We start from the raw sequence: 18,729 nt of genomic DNA on the forward strand, positions 1-18,729 counted from the left end.
GGAGTGGCTGCGACGGCCACGTGTGCCGGCGACTGCTCGATAACAAGAATTTTCAACCTGGACTACAGCCATGATCAAACAAGCTCTCCTCTCCGTTTCCGACAAGACCGGCGTTCTGGATTTCGCGCGGGCCCTGTCGGCGATGGGCGTCAACCTCCTGTCCACCGGCGGTACCGCCAAGCTGCTGCAGGAAAACGGCCTGGCCGTGACCGAAGTCGCCGACTACACCGGCTTCCCGGAAATGCTGGATGGCCGCGTGAAGACGCTGCACCCGAAAGTCCACGGCGGCATCCTGGCCCGCCGCGACTTCCCGGAGCACATGGCCAAGCTGGATGAGCATGGCATTCCCACCATCGACATGGTGGTCGTCAACCTGTACCCGTTCCAGGCCACGGTGGCCAAGGACGACTGCACGCTGGACGACGCGATCGAGAACATCGACATCGGCGGCCCGGCCATGCTGCGCTCGGCGGCCAAGAACCACAAGGACGTGGTGGTGATCTGCGACCCGTCCGACTATGGCCAGATCCTGGCCGAGATGAAGACCACGGACAATTCGCCCGGCTACATCAGCTACGAAACCCGCTTCAACCTGGCGAAGAAAGTCTACGCGCACACCGCCGCCTACGACGGCGCGATCACCAACTACCTGTCCAGCCTGGGCCCGGACCGTTCGCACGCCAACCGCGGCGCCTACCCGCAAACGCTGAACGTGGCCTTTGAAAAAGTGCAGGACATGCGCTACGGCGAAAACCCGCACCAGGGCGCCGCGTTCTACCGCGACACGAAGGCCGTGCCGGGCGCGCTGGCCAACTACCGCCAGCTGCAGGGCAAGGAACTGTCGTTCAACAACATCGCCGACGCCGACGCGGCCTGGGAATGCGTAAAGAGCTTCACGGGCATGGACCAGCCGGCGGCCTGCGTGATCGTCAAGCACGCCAACCCGTGCGGCGTGGCGCTGGGCGGCTCGGCCGTGGAAGCCTACAGCCGCGCGCTGCAGACCGACCCCACCTCGGCATTCGGCGGCATCATCGCCTTCAACGTGGAAGTCGACGCCGCGGCGGCAACCGAACTGGCCAAGCTGTTCGTCGAAGTGCTGATCGCGCCGTCGTTCACGGAAGAAGCGAAGAAGATCATGTCGGCCAAGCAGAACGTGCGGTTGCTGGAAATCGCACTGGGCTCCGGCGTGAACACCTTCGATTTCAAGCGCGTCGGCGGCGGCCTGCTGGTGCAGTCGGCCGATTCGAAGAACGTGCTGCTGGCCGATACCCGCGTGGTGACGAAGAAGCAGCCGACCCCGCAGCAGCTGGTCGACCTGATGTTCGCATGGAAGGTGGCGAAGTTCGTCAAGTCGAACGCCATTGTCTTCTGCGCCAACAACATGACCCTGGGCGTGGGCGCCGGCCAGATGAGCCGCATCGATTCCGCGCGCATCGCCTCGATCAAGGCCCAGAATGCCGGGCTGACGCTGGCCGGTTCCGTGGTCGCCTCCGACGCGTTCTTCCCGTTCCGCGACGGCCTGGACGTGGTGGTGGACGCCGGCGCGACCTGCGTGATCCAGCCGGGCGGCTCGATGCGCGACCAGGAAGTGATCGATGCCGCCGACGAGCGTGGCGTTGTCATGCTGTACACCGGCACGCGCCACTTCCGGCATTAATAGTCAGCAGGTCGTCAGCTTCCATCGTACCCCAGATGCAAAACCTGGGGGTCAGACCCGGCGGGGTGAGGCAGGGGTTTCGCGGAGCATGCTCCGCGCCTGCGGAACGATGCAAGCCTGCTGGCTTGCATTCCTTCCTGACCCCGGCTTCTGCCTTGGGGTACAAGAAATTTGCCAGCAGGCCGACTCCTGCACCATATTGCGCCCGCCTAGCGGGCGCTTTGTTTCCTGCATATAATCCCCAGATGATCATTCTCGGCATCGACCCTGGCCTGCGTACCACCGGCTTCGGCGTCATCCACAAGCAGGGCACGAAGCTGCGCTACATCGCCTCCGGCACCATCAAGAGCGGCGAAGGGGACTTGCCCACGCGCCTGAAGGTCATCCTCGACGGCGTCATGGAACTCACGGCCACTTACCAGCCGGACTGCGCCGCCATCGAGCAGGTGTATGTCAACGTGAATCCCCAATCCACCTTGCTGCTGGGCCAGGCGCGCGGCGCGGCCATCTGCGGCCTCGTGAGCGGGGCGCTGACGGTGGCGGAGTATTCGCCCACCCAGATCAAGCAAGCCGTCACCGGCTCGGGCAGGGCGGTCAAGGAACAGATGCAGCTGATGGTGGCGCGCCTGCTGGCACTGCCGGGGCTGCCCGGCACCGATGCGGCCGACGCGCTCGGCGTCGCCATCTGCCATGCCAATTCGCACGACACGCTGGCGGCCATCGCCGCCACCGGAATGACCCAACTGCATATGAAGCGCGGCCGCCTGGTCGGCTAAACTTCTTCCATCGTAAAAATTCCAAGGCTGCGCCATGATCGGACGTCTCTCCGGTGTTCTGCTTGAAAAAAATCCGCCCCAGTTGCTGGTCGACGTGGGCGGGGTCGGCTACGAAATCGACGTACCGATGAGTACCTTCTACAACCTGCCGCACACGGGCGAGCGCGTGACCCTGTTCACGCATCTCACCGTGCGCGAGGATGCCCACCTGCTGTACGGCTTCGGCCATGCGGAAGAACGGGTCGTGTTCCGGCAGCTCATCAAGATCAGCGGCATCGGCGCGCGCATGGCGCTGGCCATCCTGTCCGGCATGTCGATCGCCGACCTGTCGCAGGCCGTCACCCGCCAGGAAGCGGGCCGCCTGGTCAAGATTCCCGGCATCGGCAAGAAGACCGCCGAGCGCCTGCTGCTGGAACTGAAGGGCAAGCTGGGCGCGGACCTGGGCGCCGTCGGCGGCGTCGCCGCGGTGCCGGATGCGCAGACCGATATCCTGAACGCCCTCATCGCGCTGGGGTATTCGGACAAGGAAGCGCTGCTGGCGCTGAAGACCGTGCCGGCCGGCGCCTCGGTGTCGGACGGCATCAAGCAGGCGCTGAAGGCGCTGTCGAAAGGTTAAGAGATGGCCATCCAGACCGATAGTTTTACTGAACAGCGCATCATCGATGCCGCGCCCTCGTCGCCGAACGAGGAAGCGATCGAACGCGCGCTGCGCCCCAAGCTGCTCGACGAATATGTCGGCCAGCAGAAGATCCGCAACCAGCTCGAGATTTTCATCTCCGCGGCGCGCGGGCGCAGCGAGGCGCTCGACCACACGCTGCTGTTCGGCCCGCCGGGCCTGGGCAAGACCACGCTGGCCAACATCATCGCCCGCGAGATGGGCGTCAACCTGCGCCAGACGTCCGGCCCGGTGCTGGAGCGCCCGGGCGACCTGGCCGCGCTGCTGACCAATCTCGAAGCGAACGACGTGCTGTTCATCGACGAGATCCACCGCCTGTCGCCGGTCGTCGAGGAAATCCTGTATCCGGCGCTGGAGGACTACCAGATCGACATCATGATCGGCGAAGGCCCGGCCGCCCGTTCGGTCAAGCTGGACCTGCAGCCGTTCACGCTGGTCGGCGCCACCACGCGCGCCGGCATGCTGACCAATCCGCTGCGCGACCGCTTCGGCATCGTCGCCCGCCTGGAGTTCTATACCACCGAGGAACTGGCGAAGATCGTCACGCGCAGCGCCGCGCTGCTGAAGGCGCACATCGACGACACCGGCGCGCTGGAAATCGCCCGCCGCGCACGCGGCACGCCCCGCATCGCCAACCGCCTGCTGCGCCGCGTGCGCGATTACGCCGAAGTGAAAAGCAATGGCGACATCACCAAGGATGTCGCCGATGCCGCGCTGGTCATGCTCGACGTCGATACCGTCGGCTTCGACGTGATGGACCGCAAGCTGCTCGAAGCAGTGCTGTTCAAGTTCAACGGCGGGCCGGTCGGCATCGGCAACCTGGCCGCCGCCATCGGCGAGGCCGCCGATACGATCGAGGATGTGCTGGAACCCTACCTGATCCAGCAAGGCTACCTGCAGCGCACGCCGCGCGGCCGCGTTGCCACGCCTGCCGCGTTTGAACACTTCGGCCTGAAGCCGCCGCGCACCAGCCTCACCGGCGAACTGTGGTGATGCCATGAAGATCTGGGTCGATGCCGACGCCTGCCCGGGGGCCGTCAAGGAAATCCTGTACCGCGTGGCCGACCGCGTGCAGGTCGACGTCACGCTGGTGGCCAACCAGTTGCTGCGGGTGCCGCCATCGAAATACGTGCGCTCGGTGCAGGTGCCGGCCGGGTTCGACGTGGCCGACCGCGAGATCGTGCGCCTGGCCGAGCCGGGCGACCTGGTGATCACGGCTGACATTCCGCTGGCGGCGGATATACTGAAGAAGGGCGCCCATGCATTGAATCCGCGCGGCGATTTCTACACGCCGGACAATATCGCCCAGCAGTTGACGATGCGTGCGTTCCTCGACGAACTGCGCGGCAGCGGCGTCGATACCGGCGGCCCGTCCGCCTACGGGCAGGCGGACCGCCAGCGCTTTGCCAACGCGCTCGATGGCCACTTGCGCCGCCATCTGCCGAAGTAGATCGTGATTGTCGAAGTAGATCGTGATTGTCGAAGTAGTTCGTGATTGTCGAAGCAGATCGTATCCTTCAATCCACCCGTAGCCGGAGGCTGACCATGCTGACCAGGACTTTCCTTGCCGCGCTCGCGCTGGCCTGCAGCGCGATCGTGCAGGCTGCCGTGCCTGTCTACGGCTACATCGTCAGGAACACCTATCCGCACGATCCGGCCGCCTTCATCCAGGGCCTGTTCTACCGCGACGACGTGCTCTACGAAAGCACCGGCCAGTACGGTGCCTCGTCGATCCGCAAGGTGGAACTGGAGACGGGCGAGGTGCTGCTGAAACGCGACTTGCCGGCCAATTATTTCGGCGAAGGCATCGCCCCGGTCGGCGAGCGCATCTTCAGCCTCACCTGGACCAACGAGCGGGGCTTCATCTTCGATATCGACACGTTCGAACAGGTGGGATCGTTCGGCTACCAGGGCCAGGGCTGGGGCCTGACCGGCGACGGCAAGGTGCTCTACATGAGCGATGGCACGGCCTTCATCCGCGTGCTCGATCCCGCCACGATGGGCGTGCTGCGCCGCATCCGCGTCACGGCGGACGGTATTCCCGTCGCGCAGATCAACGAGCTCGAGTGGGTGGGCACGGAAATCCTGGCCAACATCTGGCAGAGCGACCGTATCGCCCGGATCGATCCAGTGACCGGCCAGGTACGCGGCTGGATCGACCTGACCGGGCTCGATGAACTGGCCGGCGCCGGATCGGACGCGGACAACGTGTTGAACGGCATTGCCTGGGACGACAAGAACCGGCGCCTGTTCGTGACCGGCAAGCGGTGGCCGAAACTGTTTGAAATTCGCCTGGTGAAGCGCCCGTAGCAGCTCGCATCGCGGCTACATAGGGGTTAGCTCGGGGCCAACCCGGGGCCCTGCGCAAGGCCCAGCGCGATGCCACTTCGGCCGCGTCAATTGTCGCGCCCGGCTTACAAATTCCGGGCAATTTTCCACTATGGGCGTCAATTCCGGTCTCGCATAATCCAGGGTCGCCGATCGTTGTATCAAGGACCCGACCATGCACCCCCTTCGACTTTTCGTACTGCCATGCGCGCTGCTGGCGGCTGGCACCGCGCATGCCCAGTTCATGGACATGCTGAAAAACGCCGTCACCAACGCCGCCCAGAACGCCGTTACCAGCGCGGCGTCCCATGCCACCACGAAAGCCGTCAACGGCGCCATCGATGGCACCGTCGACAGCGTGAAGAATCCGCCGAAGGAGCGTCCGCAGCCGGCCCCCGCCGCGCGTGTGGCTGCCACGTCGCCTGCCGTTGCCCCCGCCGCTGGGGTTGCCCCGGCCGCGGCCGGCACGTACTACTGCCCCGATGACGAAGGCCAGCCACTGCCGCCGCTCGGCGAGCGTCCGCCGCTGTACCAGCCTGCCGTGCTGTGGCCCGATACGCCGAAGTGCACGCCGCGCAGCTTTTCCGACTACACGTTCACGGAAGCCGACGCCCAGGTCAAGGCATTCAACAAGGCGGGCTCGCCGCTGTGTCCGGAATGCGTGAGCGGCCGCGCAAGTGATGCCCTGCCGGCGTTCCACCTCGGCGGCCGGAGCGCGCAATACGACCTTTCCGGAGGGCTGCTGGCGCTGAAGGAGGGCGGGCAGGTGGCATGGCAGGGACACCGGCTGGCCGGACGCATCGAACTGGTGGGCGAACAGCCGATCGGTACCTTCCCATGCAAGCAGTTCCGCTGGACGCTGACGAACAAGGAGCGGGACATCGTCGCTGAGCGGCCCGGCCTCTACTGCAAATTCTCGTGGCGTGGCGACCAGCCTGCCTGGCATCGGGTCATCTGAGGAGCGAGCATGAACAGGATTTGCCTCGCCGCCGCGCTTTCCACGATCCTTGCCTCGGGAGCGGTCCATGCGCAGTTCGGCGACCTGCTGAAGAACGCCATCACCAATGCCGCCACCAACGCGGCAACCAGTGCCGCAGCGCATGCCACGACGAACGCCGTGAACGGCGCGATACGCGAAGCCACTTCGCCATCGGCACCAGCGCCGGCGCCGGCATCGCCCGCGGCACCGTCGCCCGCAAGGCCCGCCACCGGAACGGCGCCCGAAGCGGCGTGGGAACAAGTGCCTGCCAGCGCTGCCCGGCCCGGATGCGAAAGCACCCGCAAGCGCAAGCCACTGCCACCGTTGGGGCCGCGTCCGGCAAATTTCCCGGCTGCGCTGTGGCCCACCGAGCCGGCATGCGCCTACGGATTCGAAGACTATGACTTTACGGGCGGCAAGGAGCAGGCGCGGGCCTTCGAACAGGCCGGCCGCGTGGCCTGCAGCGAGTGCGCAGGCGGCTTTTCCCACGACGCCAACGCCCAGGGCAAGCTGGCCGTCAGCGGCGGGCTGACGAAACGTTTCCTGGAAATGCTGGTAACGATGCAGCCGGGCGAACAGATCGCATGGCAGGGCGCCCGCTATCGCGGCGCCATCACGCTCACCGGCGAGCTGCCGATCGGTGAATTCCCGTGCCGGCAATTCCGCTGGACGCTGACCAACAAGGCCGATGTGGTCATGGCCGAGCGCGATGGCCTGTATTGCATCTGGAAATACCGGTCGGACGATCCGGTGTGGCACAAGGTGCTGTGATTGTCGCCGGGTGCTTACAAATTTGCGGCAATCTCACTGAACCCTTGCGCATGGCCAGTGCGCATAATTCAGTCATCGGATTTGACTCGCTGCTTTTCAGGAAAGAGCGGCGAATACCAGACAGGAGCGCGTTTCACCCGGGAAGAAACGGCTCCGCCAGAGCCAAGTGGCAGGAAGTGTTGTATTTTTGGGGGGCTGCGGCCCCCCGTTTTTTATGGTGCTTGGCGATCAGGCGTGTGTCGCTGCGTTCTTCCGGCGCCATGCCAGCAGGCCGAGACCGACAGCTAACATCGCATAGGTGGAGGGTTCGGGGACTGCCGGTGTCATGGACCAGAAATTCACGTCTGCGTTCACGGTAAAGTCTTCATCGAGAATCTGATGATACTTGTAGGAGAAGCGTGAAGGGCCGATCAGTCTTAAGGTATCTGCTGTCAGCTGGCTATTCGGGAAAATTGCTGCCGACGAAGATCCAAAGTCGAGAAATGTATCGCTCAAATATACCGGCGTGTAGTAATAGCCTCTGTGGTAGAGCGAGACCTTGTCCCCTCCGTGTTCGGAGTCGGAGCTGTCGACGACCGATACCGATCCAAACCCGCCAGCCTCTCTGAATTCGCCTATGGAAAGCGAATACCCGCTCAGGTCATGGTACAGGCCCGTCTCAGGGCCATTTTCCCACGTTCCGGCCACGACCCCGGTATCAAACCTGAAGACTCCTGTTACCGTGTCTCCTATGCTGACGATCGATCCTGCCAGGCTGGTACTTTGTAGAGCACGAGGAAAGTAGGCTTCATCTGCCGTAATACTGGTTACCGTTGCAGTGTATTTGAGGTCGAAGAGCTCGGCGTTTGCCTGCGAATTTGCCCCCAAACAAGTAAGCAGGGCAAGAGATTTCAAATATTTGTATTTATTCATTAGTGGGTTTCTGATTTTGATTGCATGATCAACAGGGGAGCTGCTGCCGTCTAATCCTGCCTGATCCAGACCTGCGAACGTCCCAGCATGGGCACGCCGAGATAGCCGCGAACCTCGAGTTTCGCGCCGCCATCGAGCAATTTCATCCTGCTCTTGTACACCTTGCCATTCTCCGGATCGAGAATCGTGCCGCCACTGTAGCCGTCGCCATCCTTTTTCATGCCGTCGATGATCGACAGCCCAATGATTGGCCTGCCTTTATCCTCGCCGTCGCATTTGGCGCACACCGGGTTCTGGTCCTCGCCGGGGGCCCGATACAATTTCTCGACGCGGCCCGTCAGCACGCCGTTCGATTCGCTGATGCGAATCTCGGCTTTCGGCTTGCCGGTTCCATCGTCGATACTTTTCCACAGGCCGACGGCCGAGGTACTGCCGGCAAGCGCGGGTAAGGCGATGGTGAAAAGGGCGGCGCAGAGCAGTGCACGCATCGGGGTCTCCTTGAAATGATTGTGCGACGAGTGTAGCTCGAGTGAGTGAAAAAGCCGGCGCGGGGAACCCGGTCCGGCTTTTGCAGGATGCGGACTTGCCAGGCCCGCGCCTGGCAACCTGCTCTCGCAACTTAACTTGGCAGGGTGTCGAAAGCGGCGCGCCCCGCTGTTCAGCAGTTCAGTTCAGGCGGTTCCTGCGCCAGGCCACGAAGCACAGGCCAGCGGCGAGCATCGCGTAGGTCGAAGGTTCGGGAACTTCCGAAACAAGGGCGAACGAACCAACCGTGCCGGTCAGGTAAATGGTCTCCATGCCTCCGTTGCCGAGAATACTATGGCGCATAGCAAAGGATGGGGCCAGTTGCTTGAACGCTTCCAGGTCCAGCGCCGTATTGGTCAGCGCTTGCCCGGACTTGTCGGTCAGCTCGAAGGTGTACTCGGTATAAGCCATCACAGGCCAGTAATGGTAAGCGGTGTACGCTGCGGTAAAGCTATCGCCGCCGTAGACGCCATTCTGGGCGTCGATCACTGCGGTGTATTCGGAAGCGTTGGTGCTTTCCGTATAACCGGACTGTTCGAAATGCACGTTGTAGTTGCTTGTCGAATACCAGGCCATATACCTGTCGCTATATGGGTCGTAATAGGGGGACGATGAACTGTCGACGGTGAAGCGTGTCGTGACCACATCACCGATGGAGGTCGTCACCGTGCCCAGGTCTACCGACGATAAAGCGGAAGAGGGCAAAGCCGGGTCGCCGCGGGTGATCGAATCAATGGTGGCTTTATATTCGAAAGTGTACGATTCCGCTTGGGCAAGCGAACTGGATAATGCCAGGGCCAGCAATGCAATGTATTTCGTCGTCATGATTCTGGAGTGGTTTTGGAAGGATTTTTTATTATGGATTTGTCCTGGCACATCCGCTGCCGCGGCTTGCACTGAGCAGGAGAACAAGTCCGCATCGTTGATCGATACCGGATCGGCAACGGGACCCGGCGAGCGGCTTCCCGTATGCTACTTTCCATTAAAACATCTATGTGGATAATGTGTCAACAAGTTTAATCCGGATGCATCATTAGCGTGTAGAAGCTGACTGTCCCATGTGGCGAAAAAAAAACGGTGGGCCGGAATGACCCGGTCCACCGTCTTCAGGGCGTGCAGGAAGCTTACGCGGCCGGCAGCTTGGCGAACTGCTCGCGCAGCTTGTCGAGCGTGGCGGTGAAGTTGGCCACGCGCTCCTTCTCCTGCGCCACCACGGCGGCCGGGGCACGTGCCACGAAGCTTTCCGAGGACAGCTTGCCGGAAGCCTTGGCCACTTCGCCTTCCAGGCGGGCGATTTCCTTCGACAGGCGCTCGCGCTCGGCCTTCACGTCGATCTCCACCTTCAGCATCAGCTTGGTGGTGCCGACCACCGAAACGGCGGCCGGCGATTCCGGCAGCGCATCGACGATCTGCACTTCGGACAGCTTGCCCAGCATTTGCACGTACGGTGCGAAGGCGGCGATCTTGTCCTTGTCGGCGGCGGTCGCTTCGACGATCAGCGGCACGCGCACCGATGGCGACAGTTTCATTTCGCCGCGCAGGTTGCGGGTCGAATCCGTGAAGCCCTTCAGTTCGGCGATCCATGCCTCGGCCGCTTCGTCGATGGCCGCTTCGTTGGCGATCGGGTAGGGCTGCACCATGATCGACTTGCCTTCGGTATCGCCCTTGCCGGCCAGCGGAGCCACGGTCTGCCACAGCTGTTCGGTCACGAAAGGAATGATCGGATGCGCCAGGCGCAGCACCACTTCCAGCACGCGCAGCAGCGTGTTGCGGGTGGCGCGCTGCTGGCCTTCGGTACCTTGCTGGACCTGCACCTTGGCCAGCTCCAGGTACCAGTCGCAGTACTCGTCCCACACGAATTTATAAATTGCGGTGGCGATGTTGTCGAAGCGGTAGTCGGCAAAGCCCTTGGCCACTTCCTGCTCGGTGCGGTTGAGCAGCGAGACGATCCACTTGTCGGCCGGCGACAGGTCGGCATCGCTGGCGCTGCAATCCTTGCCCTCGGTATTCATCAGCACAAAACGAGTAGCGTTCCACAGCTTGTTGCAGAAGTTGCGGTAGCCCTCGGCGCGGCCCAGGTCGAAGTTGATGTTGCGGCCCAGCGAGGCGTAGCTGGCCATCGTGAAGCGCACCGCATCGGTGCCGTAGGCCGCGATCCCTTCGGGGAATTCCTTGCGCGTGGCCTTCTCGATCTTCTCGGCCGCGCGCGGATTCATCAGGCCCGTGGTGCGCTTGGCCACCAGTTCGTCGACGCCGATGCCGTCGATCAGGTCGATCGGGTCGAGCGTGTTGCCCTTCGACTTCGACATCTTCTGGCCCTGCGAGTCGCGCACCAGGCCGTGCACGTACACGGTCTCGAACGGTACCTTGCCGGTGAAGTGGGCGGTCATCATCACCATCCGGGCGACCCAGAAGAAGATGATGTCGAAGCCCGTCACCAGGACGGAGGAGGGCAGGAACGCCTTCAGGTCGGGCGTTTCCTCGGGCCAGCCCAGCGTGGAGAACGGCACCAGCGCGGACGAGAACCACGTGTCGAGCACGTCGCTGTCGCGGCGCAGCGCGCCCGTGCCGCCGGCGGCCTGCTGTTTGGCCAGCGCCTCATCTTCGGTGCGCGCAACGAAGATGTTGCCCGCTTCGTCGTACCAAGCCGGGATCTGGTGGCCCCACCACAGCTGGCGCGAGATGCACCAGTCCTGGATGTTGTTCAGCCACTGGTTGTACGTCGTGGTCCAGTTCTCCGGCACGAACTTGATCTCGCCCGAGGCGACCTTTTCCAGCGCCACGTCGGTGATCGACTTGCCAGGATTGAAGGTGCCTTCCGGGGCCGGCTTGCTCATCGCCACGAACCACTGGTCCGTCAGCATCGGTTCGATGACCACGCCGGTACGGTCGCCGCGCGGCACCATCAGCTTGTGCGGCTTGACCTGTTCCAGCAAGCCCTGCGCTTCCAGGTCGGCGACGATCTGCTTGCGGGCGGCGAAGCGGTCCAGGCCACGGTAGGCTTGCGGCGCATCGTCGGTGATCTTCGCGTCCAGCGTCAGGATCGACAGCATCTCCAGGTTGTGGCGCTGGCCGACCGCGTAGTCGTTGAAGTCGTGTGCCGGCGTGATCTTCACGCAGCCGGTACCGAACGCCTTGTCCACGTAGGAGTCGGCGATGACGGGGATTTCGCGATCGGTCAGCGGCAGCTTGAGCAGCTTGCCCACCAGCGCTTCATAGCGCTCGTCGGTCGGGTCGACGGCCACGGCCACGTCGCCCAGCATCGTTTCGGGACGCGTGGTCGCCACCGTCAGCGAACCGCTGCCGTCGGCCAGCGGATACTTGATGTACCACATCGAGCCGTCTTCTTCTTCCGACACCACTTCCAGGTCGGAGACGGCAGTGCCCAGCACCGGATCCCAGTTCACCAGGCGCTTGCCGCGATAGATCAGGCCCTGTTCGAACAGGCGCACGAACACTTCGGAAACGATCTTCGAGCGCGGCTCGTCCATCGTGAAGTATTCGCGGTTCCAGTCCGGCGAGGTGCCCAGGCGGCGCATCTGGCCGGTGATCGTCGAGCCGGATTTTTCTTTCCACTCCCAGACCTTTTCCACGAACTTTTCGCGGCCCAGGTCATGGCGCGAAATCTTCTGCGCGTCGAGCTGGCGCTCCACCACGATCTGCGTGGCGATGCCGGCGTGGTCGGTACCCGGGATCCAGGCCGTGTTATGGCCCAGCATGCGGTGGTAGCGGGTCAGGCCATCCATGATCGTCTGGTTGAACGCATGGCCCATGTGCAGCGTGCCCGTCACGTTCGGCGGTGGCAGCTGGATGCTGAAGGAGGGCTGCGAGAGATCCATCGAAGCGGCGTAGTAACCGCGCTTCTCCCATTCGCTGCGCCAGAACTGTTCAATGTCGGCAGGCTCGAAAGACTTGGCTAATTCCATGATCCGGGATATGTGATTTTGGCGAAAACGACCATTATAAGGGAGGGATGCGGGTAGGGATGCGGGATGGATGAGGGGAGGGATGAGGGGAGGGATGAAGCCGGGTCCTGGCAATCCATGCAGCATCGCCGATCCCAATCCCGGGAGTCACTGCAATGTTGCGGGAATGCGTTTTTGTTCGGGGGCGGGTTGCCGCGTCACTGCGCGGCCATATGAGTCAGGTTGGCGCGGGGCGGCGCGGCAAACCATGTGGCGGTGCTGAACGCCGCGATGGACGGCATCGTGGCGGCGCTTGCCGGCGCGCTCAAGCCGGTGTGCGCCGGCGTGCCGCCCGGCTGATCAGGAAGGCAGGCGCTGGAGATTGCGCCGCGTGCCGGCGGCGGCGCCGGCCTGCACCTTGAACACGGCGATCGCCTGCGCCACGCAGCGCGTCTGCTCGACCAGTTCACCGGCCGCCGCCGCGGCCTGTTCGACCAGCGCGGCATTTTGCTGCGTGATGTCGTCGATCGACGCCACCGCTTCGTTGACCTGGCCGATGCCGAGGCTCTGTTCGGTCGCCGTGTTGGAGATCTCGTTCATTACCTGCTTCACCTGCGCCACGGAGGCGATCACCTCGGCCATGATGGTGCCGGCGCTGCCGGTCAGCTGCGTGCCGGCATCCACCTTGTCGATCGACTGGTCGATCAGCGTCTTGATTTCCCTGGCGGCGGCGGCGGAACGCTGGGCCAGCGCGCGCACTTCGGATGCCACCACCGCGAAGCCGCGGCCCTGTTCGCCCGCGCGGGCCGCTTCGACGGCCGCGTTCAGGGCCAGGATATTGGTCTGGAAGGCGATCCCGTCGATGATGCCGATGATGTCGAGCACCCGGTGCGACGAGGCGCTGATGCCTTCCATCGTGGCGACCACCTGCGATACCACGTCGCCCCCCTGGCCGGCCATTTCCGAGGCGCGCTCGGCGAGCCGGTCGGCATCGGCCACGTTGGTGGCGCTTTGCCGCACGGTGGAATTGAGCTGTTCCATGCTGGCCGCCGTCTCCTGCAGGCTCGATGCCTGCGATTCGGTGCGGCCCGACAGGTCCATGTTGCCGGTGGCGATTTCGCTGGTGGCCTGTTCGATCTGCTCGAAGTTGCTGCGCACGTCGCCGATGATGCTGCGCAGGTTGATGCTCATCTGGCGCAGCGCGGCCAGCAGTTCGCCCGCTTCGTCGTCGCGTGCCGCGTCGAAGCTGGCGGTCAGGTCGCCGCCGGCCATCTGCTGCGCCAGGCGGGTGGCCGTGCGCAGCGGCGCGGTGATCGCGCCGTGCAGCGTCCAGGCCAGGTACAGCGAAGCCACTGCCGCCAGGGAGGCGATCGTGGCCAGCGCATTGCTGCCGTTGCCGCCGTTGCCAAAGAGACTTGCCGCGCAGGCCGCCAGCACCATCGCCGGCAGCACGCCGGCCATCGCCAGCCGGGCCGGCAGCGACAGGCGCAGGCGCGCACCCAGGCGCTGCAGCAGGCCGTCCGCCACCACCTTGCCGCGGCTGATGCGCAGGCCCTGCGCCTTGCCATCCTTGAAGGCCGCATAGGCCTTGCCTGCCTCGGCGACCATGTCGCGGCTGGGCCGCGTGCGCACCGACATGTAGCCGACCGGCTTGCCGTTCTCGACCACCGGCGTGACGTTGGCCAGCACCCAGTAGAAGTCGCCGTTCTTGCAGCGGTTCTTGACCATGCCGGTCCACGGGTGGCCGCGGCGGATCGCACGCCACATGTCGGCGAACGCCTCCGCCGGCATGTCCGGGTGGCGCAGGATGTTTTGCGGGGCGCCGATCAGCTCTGCCTCGGTGAAACCGGAAATACTGATGAAGTACGGGTTCGCGTAGGTGATGTTGCCTTGCAGGTCCGTCGTGGAAACGATGGTCTTGCCTTCCTCGAGAAGGACTTCATGGCCGGTAACGGGCAGGTTGGTCCGCATGTTCGCTCGCTTTCTTGTTGGATCTTCTGACAATGGATGCCGGGCATCCGGATGCGTCGCACTGGCTGGGAGACGGGTCGGCGATGCCGTGGGCATCGGTAACGGCTGGGGTGGGGCCGTCGGAAGTCGGATGCAAGCTTAGCAGAGAAGGATGGCGAAGAACAGGGAAATGTATCCTATGAGCAACACTCCTGGTGGTCTGGAATGTGCCCGTGCCGTCAGCGCGCGCCGGAACAGGCCACGCTCCACGGCAGCAGCTCGTTGCGCGTGCGGCGCACCGAGACGCGCGCTTCGCCGGCGATGTCGCTGGCGAACACCAGCACGGGCAAGCCATCCTTGCCACGGTCGAGGCCAGTGAGCCGGTAGCCGCGCGAACGCGATGGCGCGCAGGACGTGTTGCCCGCCATGAGCAGGCGGGCGCTGCCCAGGATGGATGGATATTGCTGGAGCAGCATCAGGATATCCATCTCCGCCAGCGGCTGGAACAGCCGCACCGGCGTATCGGGCTGGGCGCCGCACTGCGGGGCGTGGTGGATCCAGACCAGCGTCTGCGGCGGGCCCGATTCGCTCCAGCGCGTTTCCTTGCTGGCACGCGGATCGTATTCGTACACGGCGCGCGGCTGGCGGCACAGCGGCAGTACGGCGCGCTGCGCCGGGCCGTCGACGATGGCGGTGACACGGCGCTTGCCCCGCTTGCCGCGTTTTCCTTCTTCGCGGATCACGTTGAATTGCGGGCGCAGCAGGCCGCGGCCGGCGTGGCGCGCGCCGTACCAGTCGAAGAACGACTCCTGTTCGGCTGGCGTGGCCGTGCGCGATGAGGCATCGTCCGGTGCCGCGAATGCCGGCGCCAGTCCCACGGTGATCGATGCCGCCAGCGCGGCGGCTACCCACTTGTGCATCGTTATCCTTTCGTCGAGATACCGATTATAGGCGCTGGTGCTTGCAGTAAAGGCACGGTTCGTGTCTATAATGGCGGCGCTGCCTTCATCGAAGGCGGCAAAACGCTAGGGGTCCTGCGCGCGGTTACAGCCGTGCACGGGTGAGAAATACCCTCCGAACCTGATCTGGATAATGCCAGCGAAGGGAAGCTTAAGGATCCTGTACCCAGCCGCCCGGGTGCGCTCGTCCTCATCTCCTTTGCTGGCTCCTGCCCAAAGGAGCCATTGTTTGAACGCCCACCAGAAGTTTCTGGCCAGTACGGCCGAAGTCGACAGCGCCGCCATCGCGCCGCTGCCCAATTCCCGCAAGATCTACGTGACCGGCAGCCGGCCGGACATCCGCGTGCCGATGCGCGAAATCAGCCAGGCCGACACGTCCGCCTCGTTCGGCCATGAAGTCAATCCGCCCGTGACGGTGTACGACACCTCCGGCCCGTACACGGATCCGGACGTCTCGATCGACATCCGTGCCGGCCTGGCGCCGGTGCGCGCGGACTGGATCGCCGCCCGCGGCGATACCGAGGAACTGGCCGGCCCGACCTCGGACTACGGCAAGGCCCGCCTGGCCGATGCGTCGCTGGAAGCGCTGCGCTTCAACCTGCACCGCCTGCCGCGCTGCGCCAAAGCCGGCGCCTGCGTGACGCAGATGCACTACGCGCGGCGCGGCATCGTCACGCCCGAGATGGAATACGTAGCGATCCGCGAAAACATGCGCCGGCGCGAATACCTCGCGGCGATGCGGGAAGCCGGGCCGCTGGGCACGAGGATGGCGGAACTGCTGGGCCGGCAGCACCGCGGCGAGTCGTTCGGCGCCGCCATCCCGCAGGAAATCACGGCCGAATTCGTGCGCGAGGAAATCGCCCGCGGCCGCGCGATCATCCCCGCCAACATCAACCACCCGGAACTGGAGCCGATGATCATCGGCCGCAATTTCCTCGTGAAGGTCAATGCCAACATCGGCAACTCCGCCGTCACGTCGTCGATCGGCGAGGAAGTGGAAAAGATGACGTGGGCGATCCGCTGGGGCGGCGACACGGTGATGGACCTGTCCACCGGCAAGCATATCCATGAAACGCGCGAATGGATCGTGCGCAACAGCCCGGTGCCGATCGGCACGGTGCCGATCTACCAGGCGCTGGAAAAGGTCAACGGCAAGGCCGAGGACCTGACGTGGGAAATCTTCCGCGACACGCTGATCGAGCAGGCCGAGCAGGGCGTCGACTACTTCACGATCCACGCCGGCGTGCTGCTGCGCTATGTGCCGCTGACGGCGAACCGGCTCACCGGCATCGTCTCGCGCGGCGGTTCGATCATGGCCAAATGGTGCCTGGCGCACCACAAGGAAAACTTCCTGTACACGCACTTCGAAGACATCTGCCAGATCATGAAGGCGTACGACGTGTCGTTCAGCCTGGGCGACGGCCTGCGCCCCGGCTCGATCTACGACGCCAACGACGAGGCCCAGCTGGGCGAACTCCGGACGCTGGGCGAACTCACGCAGATCGCCTGGAAGCACGACGTGCAGGTGATGATCGAAGGCCCCGGCCACGTGCCGATGCAGCTGATCAAGGAAAACATGGACCTGCAGCTGGAGCAATGCGGCGAGGCGCCGTTCTACACGCTCGGCCCGCTCACCACCGACATCGCCCCGGGCTACGACCACATCACCTCCGGCATCGGCGCCGCGCAGATCGGCTGGTACGGCACCGCGATGCTGTGCTACGTGACGCCGAAGGAACACCTGGGCTTGCCGAACAAGGACGACGTCAAGGAAGGCATGATCACCTACAAGATCGCCGCCCATGCCGCCGACCTGGCCAAGGGCCACCCGGGCGCGCAGATCCGCGACAACGCGCTGTCGAAGGCGCGCTTTGAATTCCGCTGGGAGGACCAGTTCAACCTGGGCCTCGACCCGGACCGCGCCCGCTCGTTCCACGACGAAACGCTGCCCAAGGAATCGTCGAAGGTGGCGCACTTCTGCTCGATGTGCGGCCCGCACTTCTGCTCGATGAAGATCACCCAGGAAGTGCGCGAATACGCCGCCAGCGGCATGCAGGAAAAAGCCATCGAGTTCGTGAAGACGGGCAGCCAGCTGTACCAGAAGGCCTGAACAGCGTCGCAAACCAACAACAGGGACAGTCCCCTCAGGGGGGACAGTCCCCAGGTTTTTTACAACACTCAAACCAGCAACAGGGACAGTCCCTCCCAGGGGGACAGTCCCCAAGGTTTTTACAACAGTTGGGGTGAACTATGGAAATCGTATTGAACGGCGCGCCCCGTGCCTTGCCGCCGGGGCAGACGCTGGCGGAGCTGGTGGCGGCGCTGGAGCTGGAAGGGCAGGCGCTGGCGCTGGCGGTCAACCGCAGTGTCGTGCCGCGGCAGCGCTGGGCCGAGGTGGCGCTGCGCGCGCAAGACCGTGTGGATATCGTCCGCGCCATCGGCGGTGGATGAACAAAGGAGACAGACAATGCAAACGAACGATGAAGACCTGCTGACCATCGCCGGCAGGCAATACCGCTCGCGGCTGCTGGTAGGCAGCGGCAAGTACCGCGACCTCGACCAGACCCGTGCCGCCACCCTGGCGGCGGGCGCGGAAATCATCACCGTGGCGATCCGCCGCGTCAACATCGGCCAGGATCCGCACGCGCCGAACCTGCTGGACGTGGTACCGCCTTCGGAATTCACCATCCTGCCCAACACGGCCGGCTGCTACACGGCCAAGGATGCCGTCTACACGCTGCAACTGGCGCGCGAGCTGCTCGATGGCCACAAGCTCGTCAAGCTCGAGGTGCTGGGCGACGAAAGAACGCTGTTCCCCAACATGCCCGAGACGCTGGTAGCGGCCCGGGAGCTCGTGAAGGACGGCTTCGACGTGATGGTCTACTGCAGCGACGATCCGATCCAGGCGCGCATGCTGGAAGACATCGGCTGCGTGGCCGTGATGCCGCTGGCATCGCTGATCGGCTCCGGCATGGGCATCCTCAATCCCTGGAACCTGTCGCTGATCATCGAGCAGGCCAGCGTGCCGGTGCTGGTCGATGCCGGCGTGGGCACCGCGTCGGATGCGGCGATCGCGATGGAACTGGGCTGCGACGGCGTGCTGATGAACACGGCCATCGCGGCGGCGCGCGACCCGGTGCGGATGGCGCGCGCCATGCGGCTGGCGGTGGAGGCGGGGCGCGACGCGTACCTGGCCGGCCGCATGCCGCGCAAGTTCGCGGCGTCGCCATCCTCGCCGATGGCTGGCCGGCTGGCGTGATGGAGCGGCCATGAAAGCGGCCATGAAAGCGC

General features: G+C 64.3%; 17 protein-coding genes and 1 riboswitch. Of the genes, 11 read left to right on the forward strand and 6 right to left on the reverse strand.

Going from position 1 to position 18,729, the window contains the following annotated elements; genetic code table 11:
* Positions 1–70: 70 nt before the first annotated feature.
* The 8 genes from purH (at position 71) to OU994_RS06060 (ending at position 7,187) form a co-directional block, all read left to right on the forward strand.
* Positions 71–1,657 carry a bifunctional phosphoribosylaminoimidazolecarboxamide formyltransferase/IMP cyclohydrolase gene (purH, locus tag OU994_RS06025; RefSeq protein WP_281610012.1) on the forward strand — a complete coding sequence of 529 codons (1,587 nt, stop codon included), beginning with the start codon at positions 71–73 and terminating at the stop codon, positions 1,655–1,657.
* A gap of 245 nt (positions 1,658–1,902) precedes the next feature.
* The gene (ruvC, locus tag OU994_RS06030) at positions 1,903–2,433 is read left to right on the forward strand and encodes a crossover junction endodeoxyribonuclease RuvC (RefSeq protein ID WP_281610013.1); all 531 of its coding nucleotides are present in this window, start codon (positions 1,903–1,905) and stop codon (positions 2,431–2,433) included.
* 34 nt (positions 2,434–2,467) lie between these two features.
* Positions 2,468–3,049, forward strand: coding sequence for a Holliday junction branch migration protein RuvA (ruvA, locus tag OU994_RS06035; RefSeq protein ID WP_131147718.1), 582 nt, complete (start codon positions 2,468–2,470; stop codon positions 3,047–3,049).
* Positions 3,050–3,052: 3 nt separating this feature from the next.
* A complete protein-coding gene (gene ruvB, locus OU994_RS06040; protein ID WP_281610014.1) occupies positions 3,053–4,102 on the forward strand; it encodes a Holliday junction branch migration DNA helicase RuvB in 1,050 nt (349 codons plus the stop codon).
* 4 nt (positions 4,103–4,106) lie between these two features.
* Complete coding sequence (locus OU994_RS06045; protein WP_131147716.1) at positions 4,107–4,559, forward strand: YaiI/YqxD family protein; 453 nt, start codon at positions 4,107–4,109, stop codon at positions 4,557–4,559.
* 95 nt (positions 4,560–4,654) lie between these two features.
* Complete coding sequence (locus OU994_RS06050; protein WP_281610015.1) at positions 4,655–5,419, forward strand: glutaminyl-peptide cyclotransferase; 765 nt, start codon at positions 4,655–4,657, stop codon at positions 5,417–5,419.
* A gap of 193 nt (positions 5,420–5,612) precedes the next feature.
* On the forward strand, positions 5,613–6,395 hold the full coding sequence (locus tag OU994_RS06055) for a hypothetical protein (protein WP_281610016.1): 783 nt from the start codon (positions 5,613–5,615) through the stop codon (positions 6,393–6,395).
* Between the two features lie 9 nt (positions 6,396–6,404).
* Entirely contained in the window at positions 6,405–7,187 is a 783-nt protein-coding gene (locus OU994_RS06060) for a hypothetical protein (protein ID WP_281610017.1), read from the forward strand.
* A gap of 228 nt (positions 7,188–7,415) precedes the next feature.
* Here the strand turns inward: OU994_RS06060 and OU994_RS06065 are convergent, their stop codons facing one another.
* The 6 genes from OU994_RS06065 to OU994_RS06090 form a co-directional block, all read right to left on the reverse strand.
* On the reverse strand, positions 7,416–8,099 hold the full coding sequence (locus tag OU994_RS06065; RefSeq protein ID WP_281610018.1) for a PEP-CTERM sorting domain-containing protein: 684 nt from the start codon (positions 8,097–8,099) through the stop codon (positions 7,416–7,418).
* A gap of 50 nt (positions 8,100–8,149) precedes the next feature.
* Positions 8,150–8,587: a DUF2147 domain-containing protein gene (locus OU994_RS06070; protein WP_281610019.1), complete on the reverse strand. Its 438-nt coding sequence runs from the start codon at positions 8,585–8,587 to the stop codon at positions 8,150–8,152.
* A gap of 178 nt (positions 8,588–8,765) precedes the next feature.
* Positions 8,766–9,449 (reverse strand): PEP-CTERM sorting domain-containing protein, encoded by a 684-nt coding sequence (locus tag OU994_RS06075; protein ID WP_281610020.1) that lies wholly within the window; start codon positions 9,447–9,449, stop codon positions 8,766–8,768.
* 299 nt (positions 9,450–9,748) lie between these two features.
* The gene (locus OU994_RS06080; RefSeq protein ID WP_281610021.1) at positions 9,749–12,550 is read right to left on the reverse strand and encodes a valine--tRNA ligase; all 2,802 of its coding nucleotides are present in this window, start codon (positions 12,548–12,550) and stop codon (positions 9,749–9,751) included.
* 339 nt (positions 12,551–12,889) lie between these two features.
* On the reverse strand, positions 12,890–14,500 hold the full coding sequence (locus OU994_RS06085; RefSeq protein WP_281610022.1) for a PAS domain-containing methyl-accepting chemotaxis protein: 1,611 nt from the start codon (positions 14,498–14,500) through the stop codon (positions 12,890–12,892).
* A 218-nt stretch (positions 14,501–14,718) separates the two neighbouring features.
* Positions 14,719–15,399, reverse strand: a complete 681-nt coding sequence (locus OU994_RS06090) for a hypothetical protein (RefSeq protein ID WP_281610023.1) — start codon at positions 15,397–15,399, stop codon at positions 14,719–14,721.
* A gap of 97 nt (positions 15,400–15,496) precedes the next feature.
* A riboswitch (TPP riboswitch) is annotated at positions 15,497–15,603 on the forward strand.
* A gap of 64 nt (positions 15,604–15,667) precedes the next feature.
* Here OU994_RS06090 and thiC point away from each other — a divergent pair.
* The 3 genes from thiC to OU994_RS06105 all read left to right on the forward strand — a co-directional run bounded on the left by thiC (position 15,668) and on the right by OU994_RS06105 (position 18,697).
* Positions 15,668–17,548, forward strand: coding sequence for a phosphomethylpyrimidine synthase ThiC (thiC, locus tag OU994_RS06095; protein ID WP_281610024.1), 1,881 nt, complete (start codon positions 15,668–15,670; stop codon positions 17,546–17,548).
* A 140-nt stretch (positions 17,549–17,688) separates the two neighbouring features.
* Entirely contained in the window at positions 17,689–17,889 is a 201-nt protein-coding gene (gene thiS, locus OU994_RS06100; protein WP_281610025.1) for a sulfur carrier protein ThiS, read from the forward strand.
* 16 nt (positions 17,890–17,905) lie between these two features.
* Positions 17,906–18,697: a thiazole synthase gene (locus OU994_RS06105; protein WP_131147705.1), complete on the forward strand. Its 792-nt coding sequence runs from the start codon at positions 17,906–17,908 to the stop codon at positions 18,695–18,697.
* The last annotated feature ends 32 nt before the right edge of the window (positions 18,698–18,729 follow it).

The organism is Pseudoduganella sp. SL102, assembly GCF_027856995.1.
Classification (GTDB): Bacteria; Pseudomonadota; Gammaproteobacteria; order Burkholderiales; family Burkholderiaceae_D; genus Rugamonas; species Rugamonas albidiflava.

Bases quoted from the DNA above. Each gene is read 5' to 3' on its own strand.
- purH (WP_281610012.1), top strand. From the start codon at position 71: ATGATCAAACAAGCTCTCCTCTCCGTTTCCGACAAGACCGGCGTTCTG.
- ruvC (WP_281610013.1), top strand. From the start codon at position 1,903: ATGATCATTCTCGGCATCGACCCTGGCCTGCGTACCACCGGCTTCGGC.
- ruvA (WP_131147718.1), top strand. From the start codon at position 2,468: ATGATCGGACGTCTCTCCGGTGTTCTGCTTGAAAAAAATCCGCCCCAG.
- ruvB (WP_281610014.1), top strand. From the start codon at position 3,053: ATGGCCATCCAGACCGATAGTTTTACTGAACAGCGCATCATCGATGCC.
- OU994_RS06045 (WP_131147716.1), top strand. From the start codon at position 4,107: ATGAAGATCTGGGTCGATGCCGACGCCTGCCCGGGGGCCGTCAAGGAA.
- OU994_RS06050 (WP_281610015.1), top strand. From the start codon at position 4,655: ATGCTGACCAGGACTTTCCTTGCCGCGCTCGCGCTGGCCTGCAGCGCG.
- OU994_RS06055 (WP_281610016.1), top strand. From the start codon at position 5,613: ATGCACCCCCTTCGACTTTTCGTACTGCCATGCGCGCTGCTGGCGGCT.
- OU994_RS06060 (WP_281610017.1), top strand. From the start codon at position 6,405: ATGAACAGGATTTGCCTCGCCGCCGCGCTTTCCACGATCCTTGCCTCG.
- OU994_RS06065 (WP_281610018.1), bottom strand. From the start codon at position 8,099: ATGAATAAATACAAATATTTGAAATCTCTTGCCCTGCTTACTTGTTTG.
- OU994_RS06070 (WP_281610019.1), bottom strand. From the start codon at position 8,587: ATGCGTGCACTGCTCTGCGCCGCCCTTTTCACCATCGCCTTACCCGCG.
- OU994_RS06075 (WP_281610020.1), bottom strand. From the start codon at position 9,449: ATGACGACGAAATACATTGCATTGCTGGCCCTGGCATTATCCAGTTCG.
- OU994_RS06080 (WP_281610021.1), bottom strand. From the start codon at position 12,550: ATGGAATTAGCCAAGTCTTTCGAGCCTGCCGACATTGAACAGTTCTGG.
- OU994_RS06085 (WP_281610022.1), bottom strand. From the start codon at position 14,500: ATGCGGACCAACCTGCCCGTTACCGGCCATGAAGTCCTTCTCGAGGAA.
- OU994_RS06090 (WP_281610023.1), bottom strand. From the start codon at position 15,399: ATGCACAAGTGGGTAGCCGCCGCGCTGGCGGCATCGATCACCGTGGGA.
- thiS (WP_281610025.1), top strand. From the start codon at position 17,689: ATGGAAATCGTATTGAACGGCGCGCCCCGTGCCTTGCCGCCGGGGCAG.
- OU994_RS06105 (WP_131147705.1), top strand. From the start codon at position 17,906: ATGCAAACGAACGATGAAGACCTGCTGACCATCGCCGGCAGGCAATAC.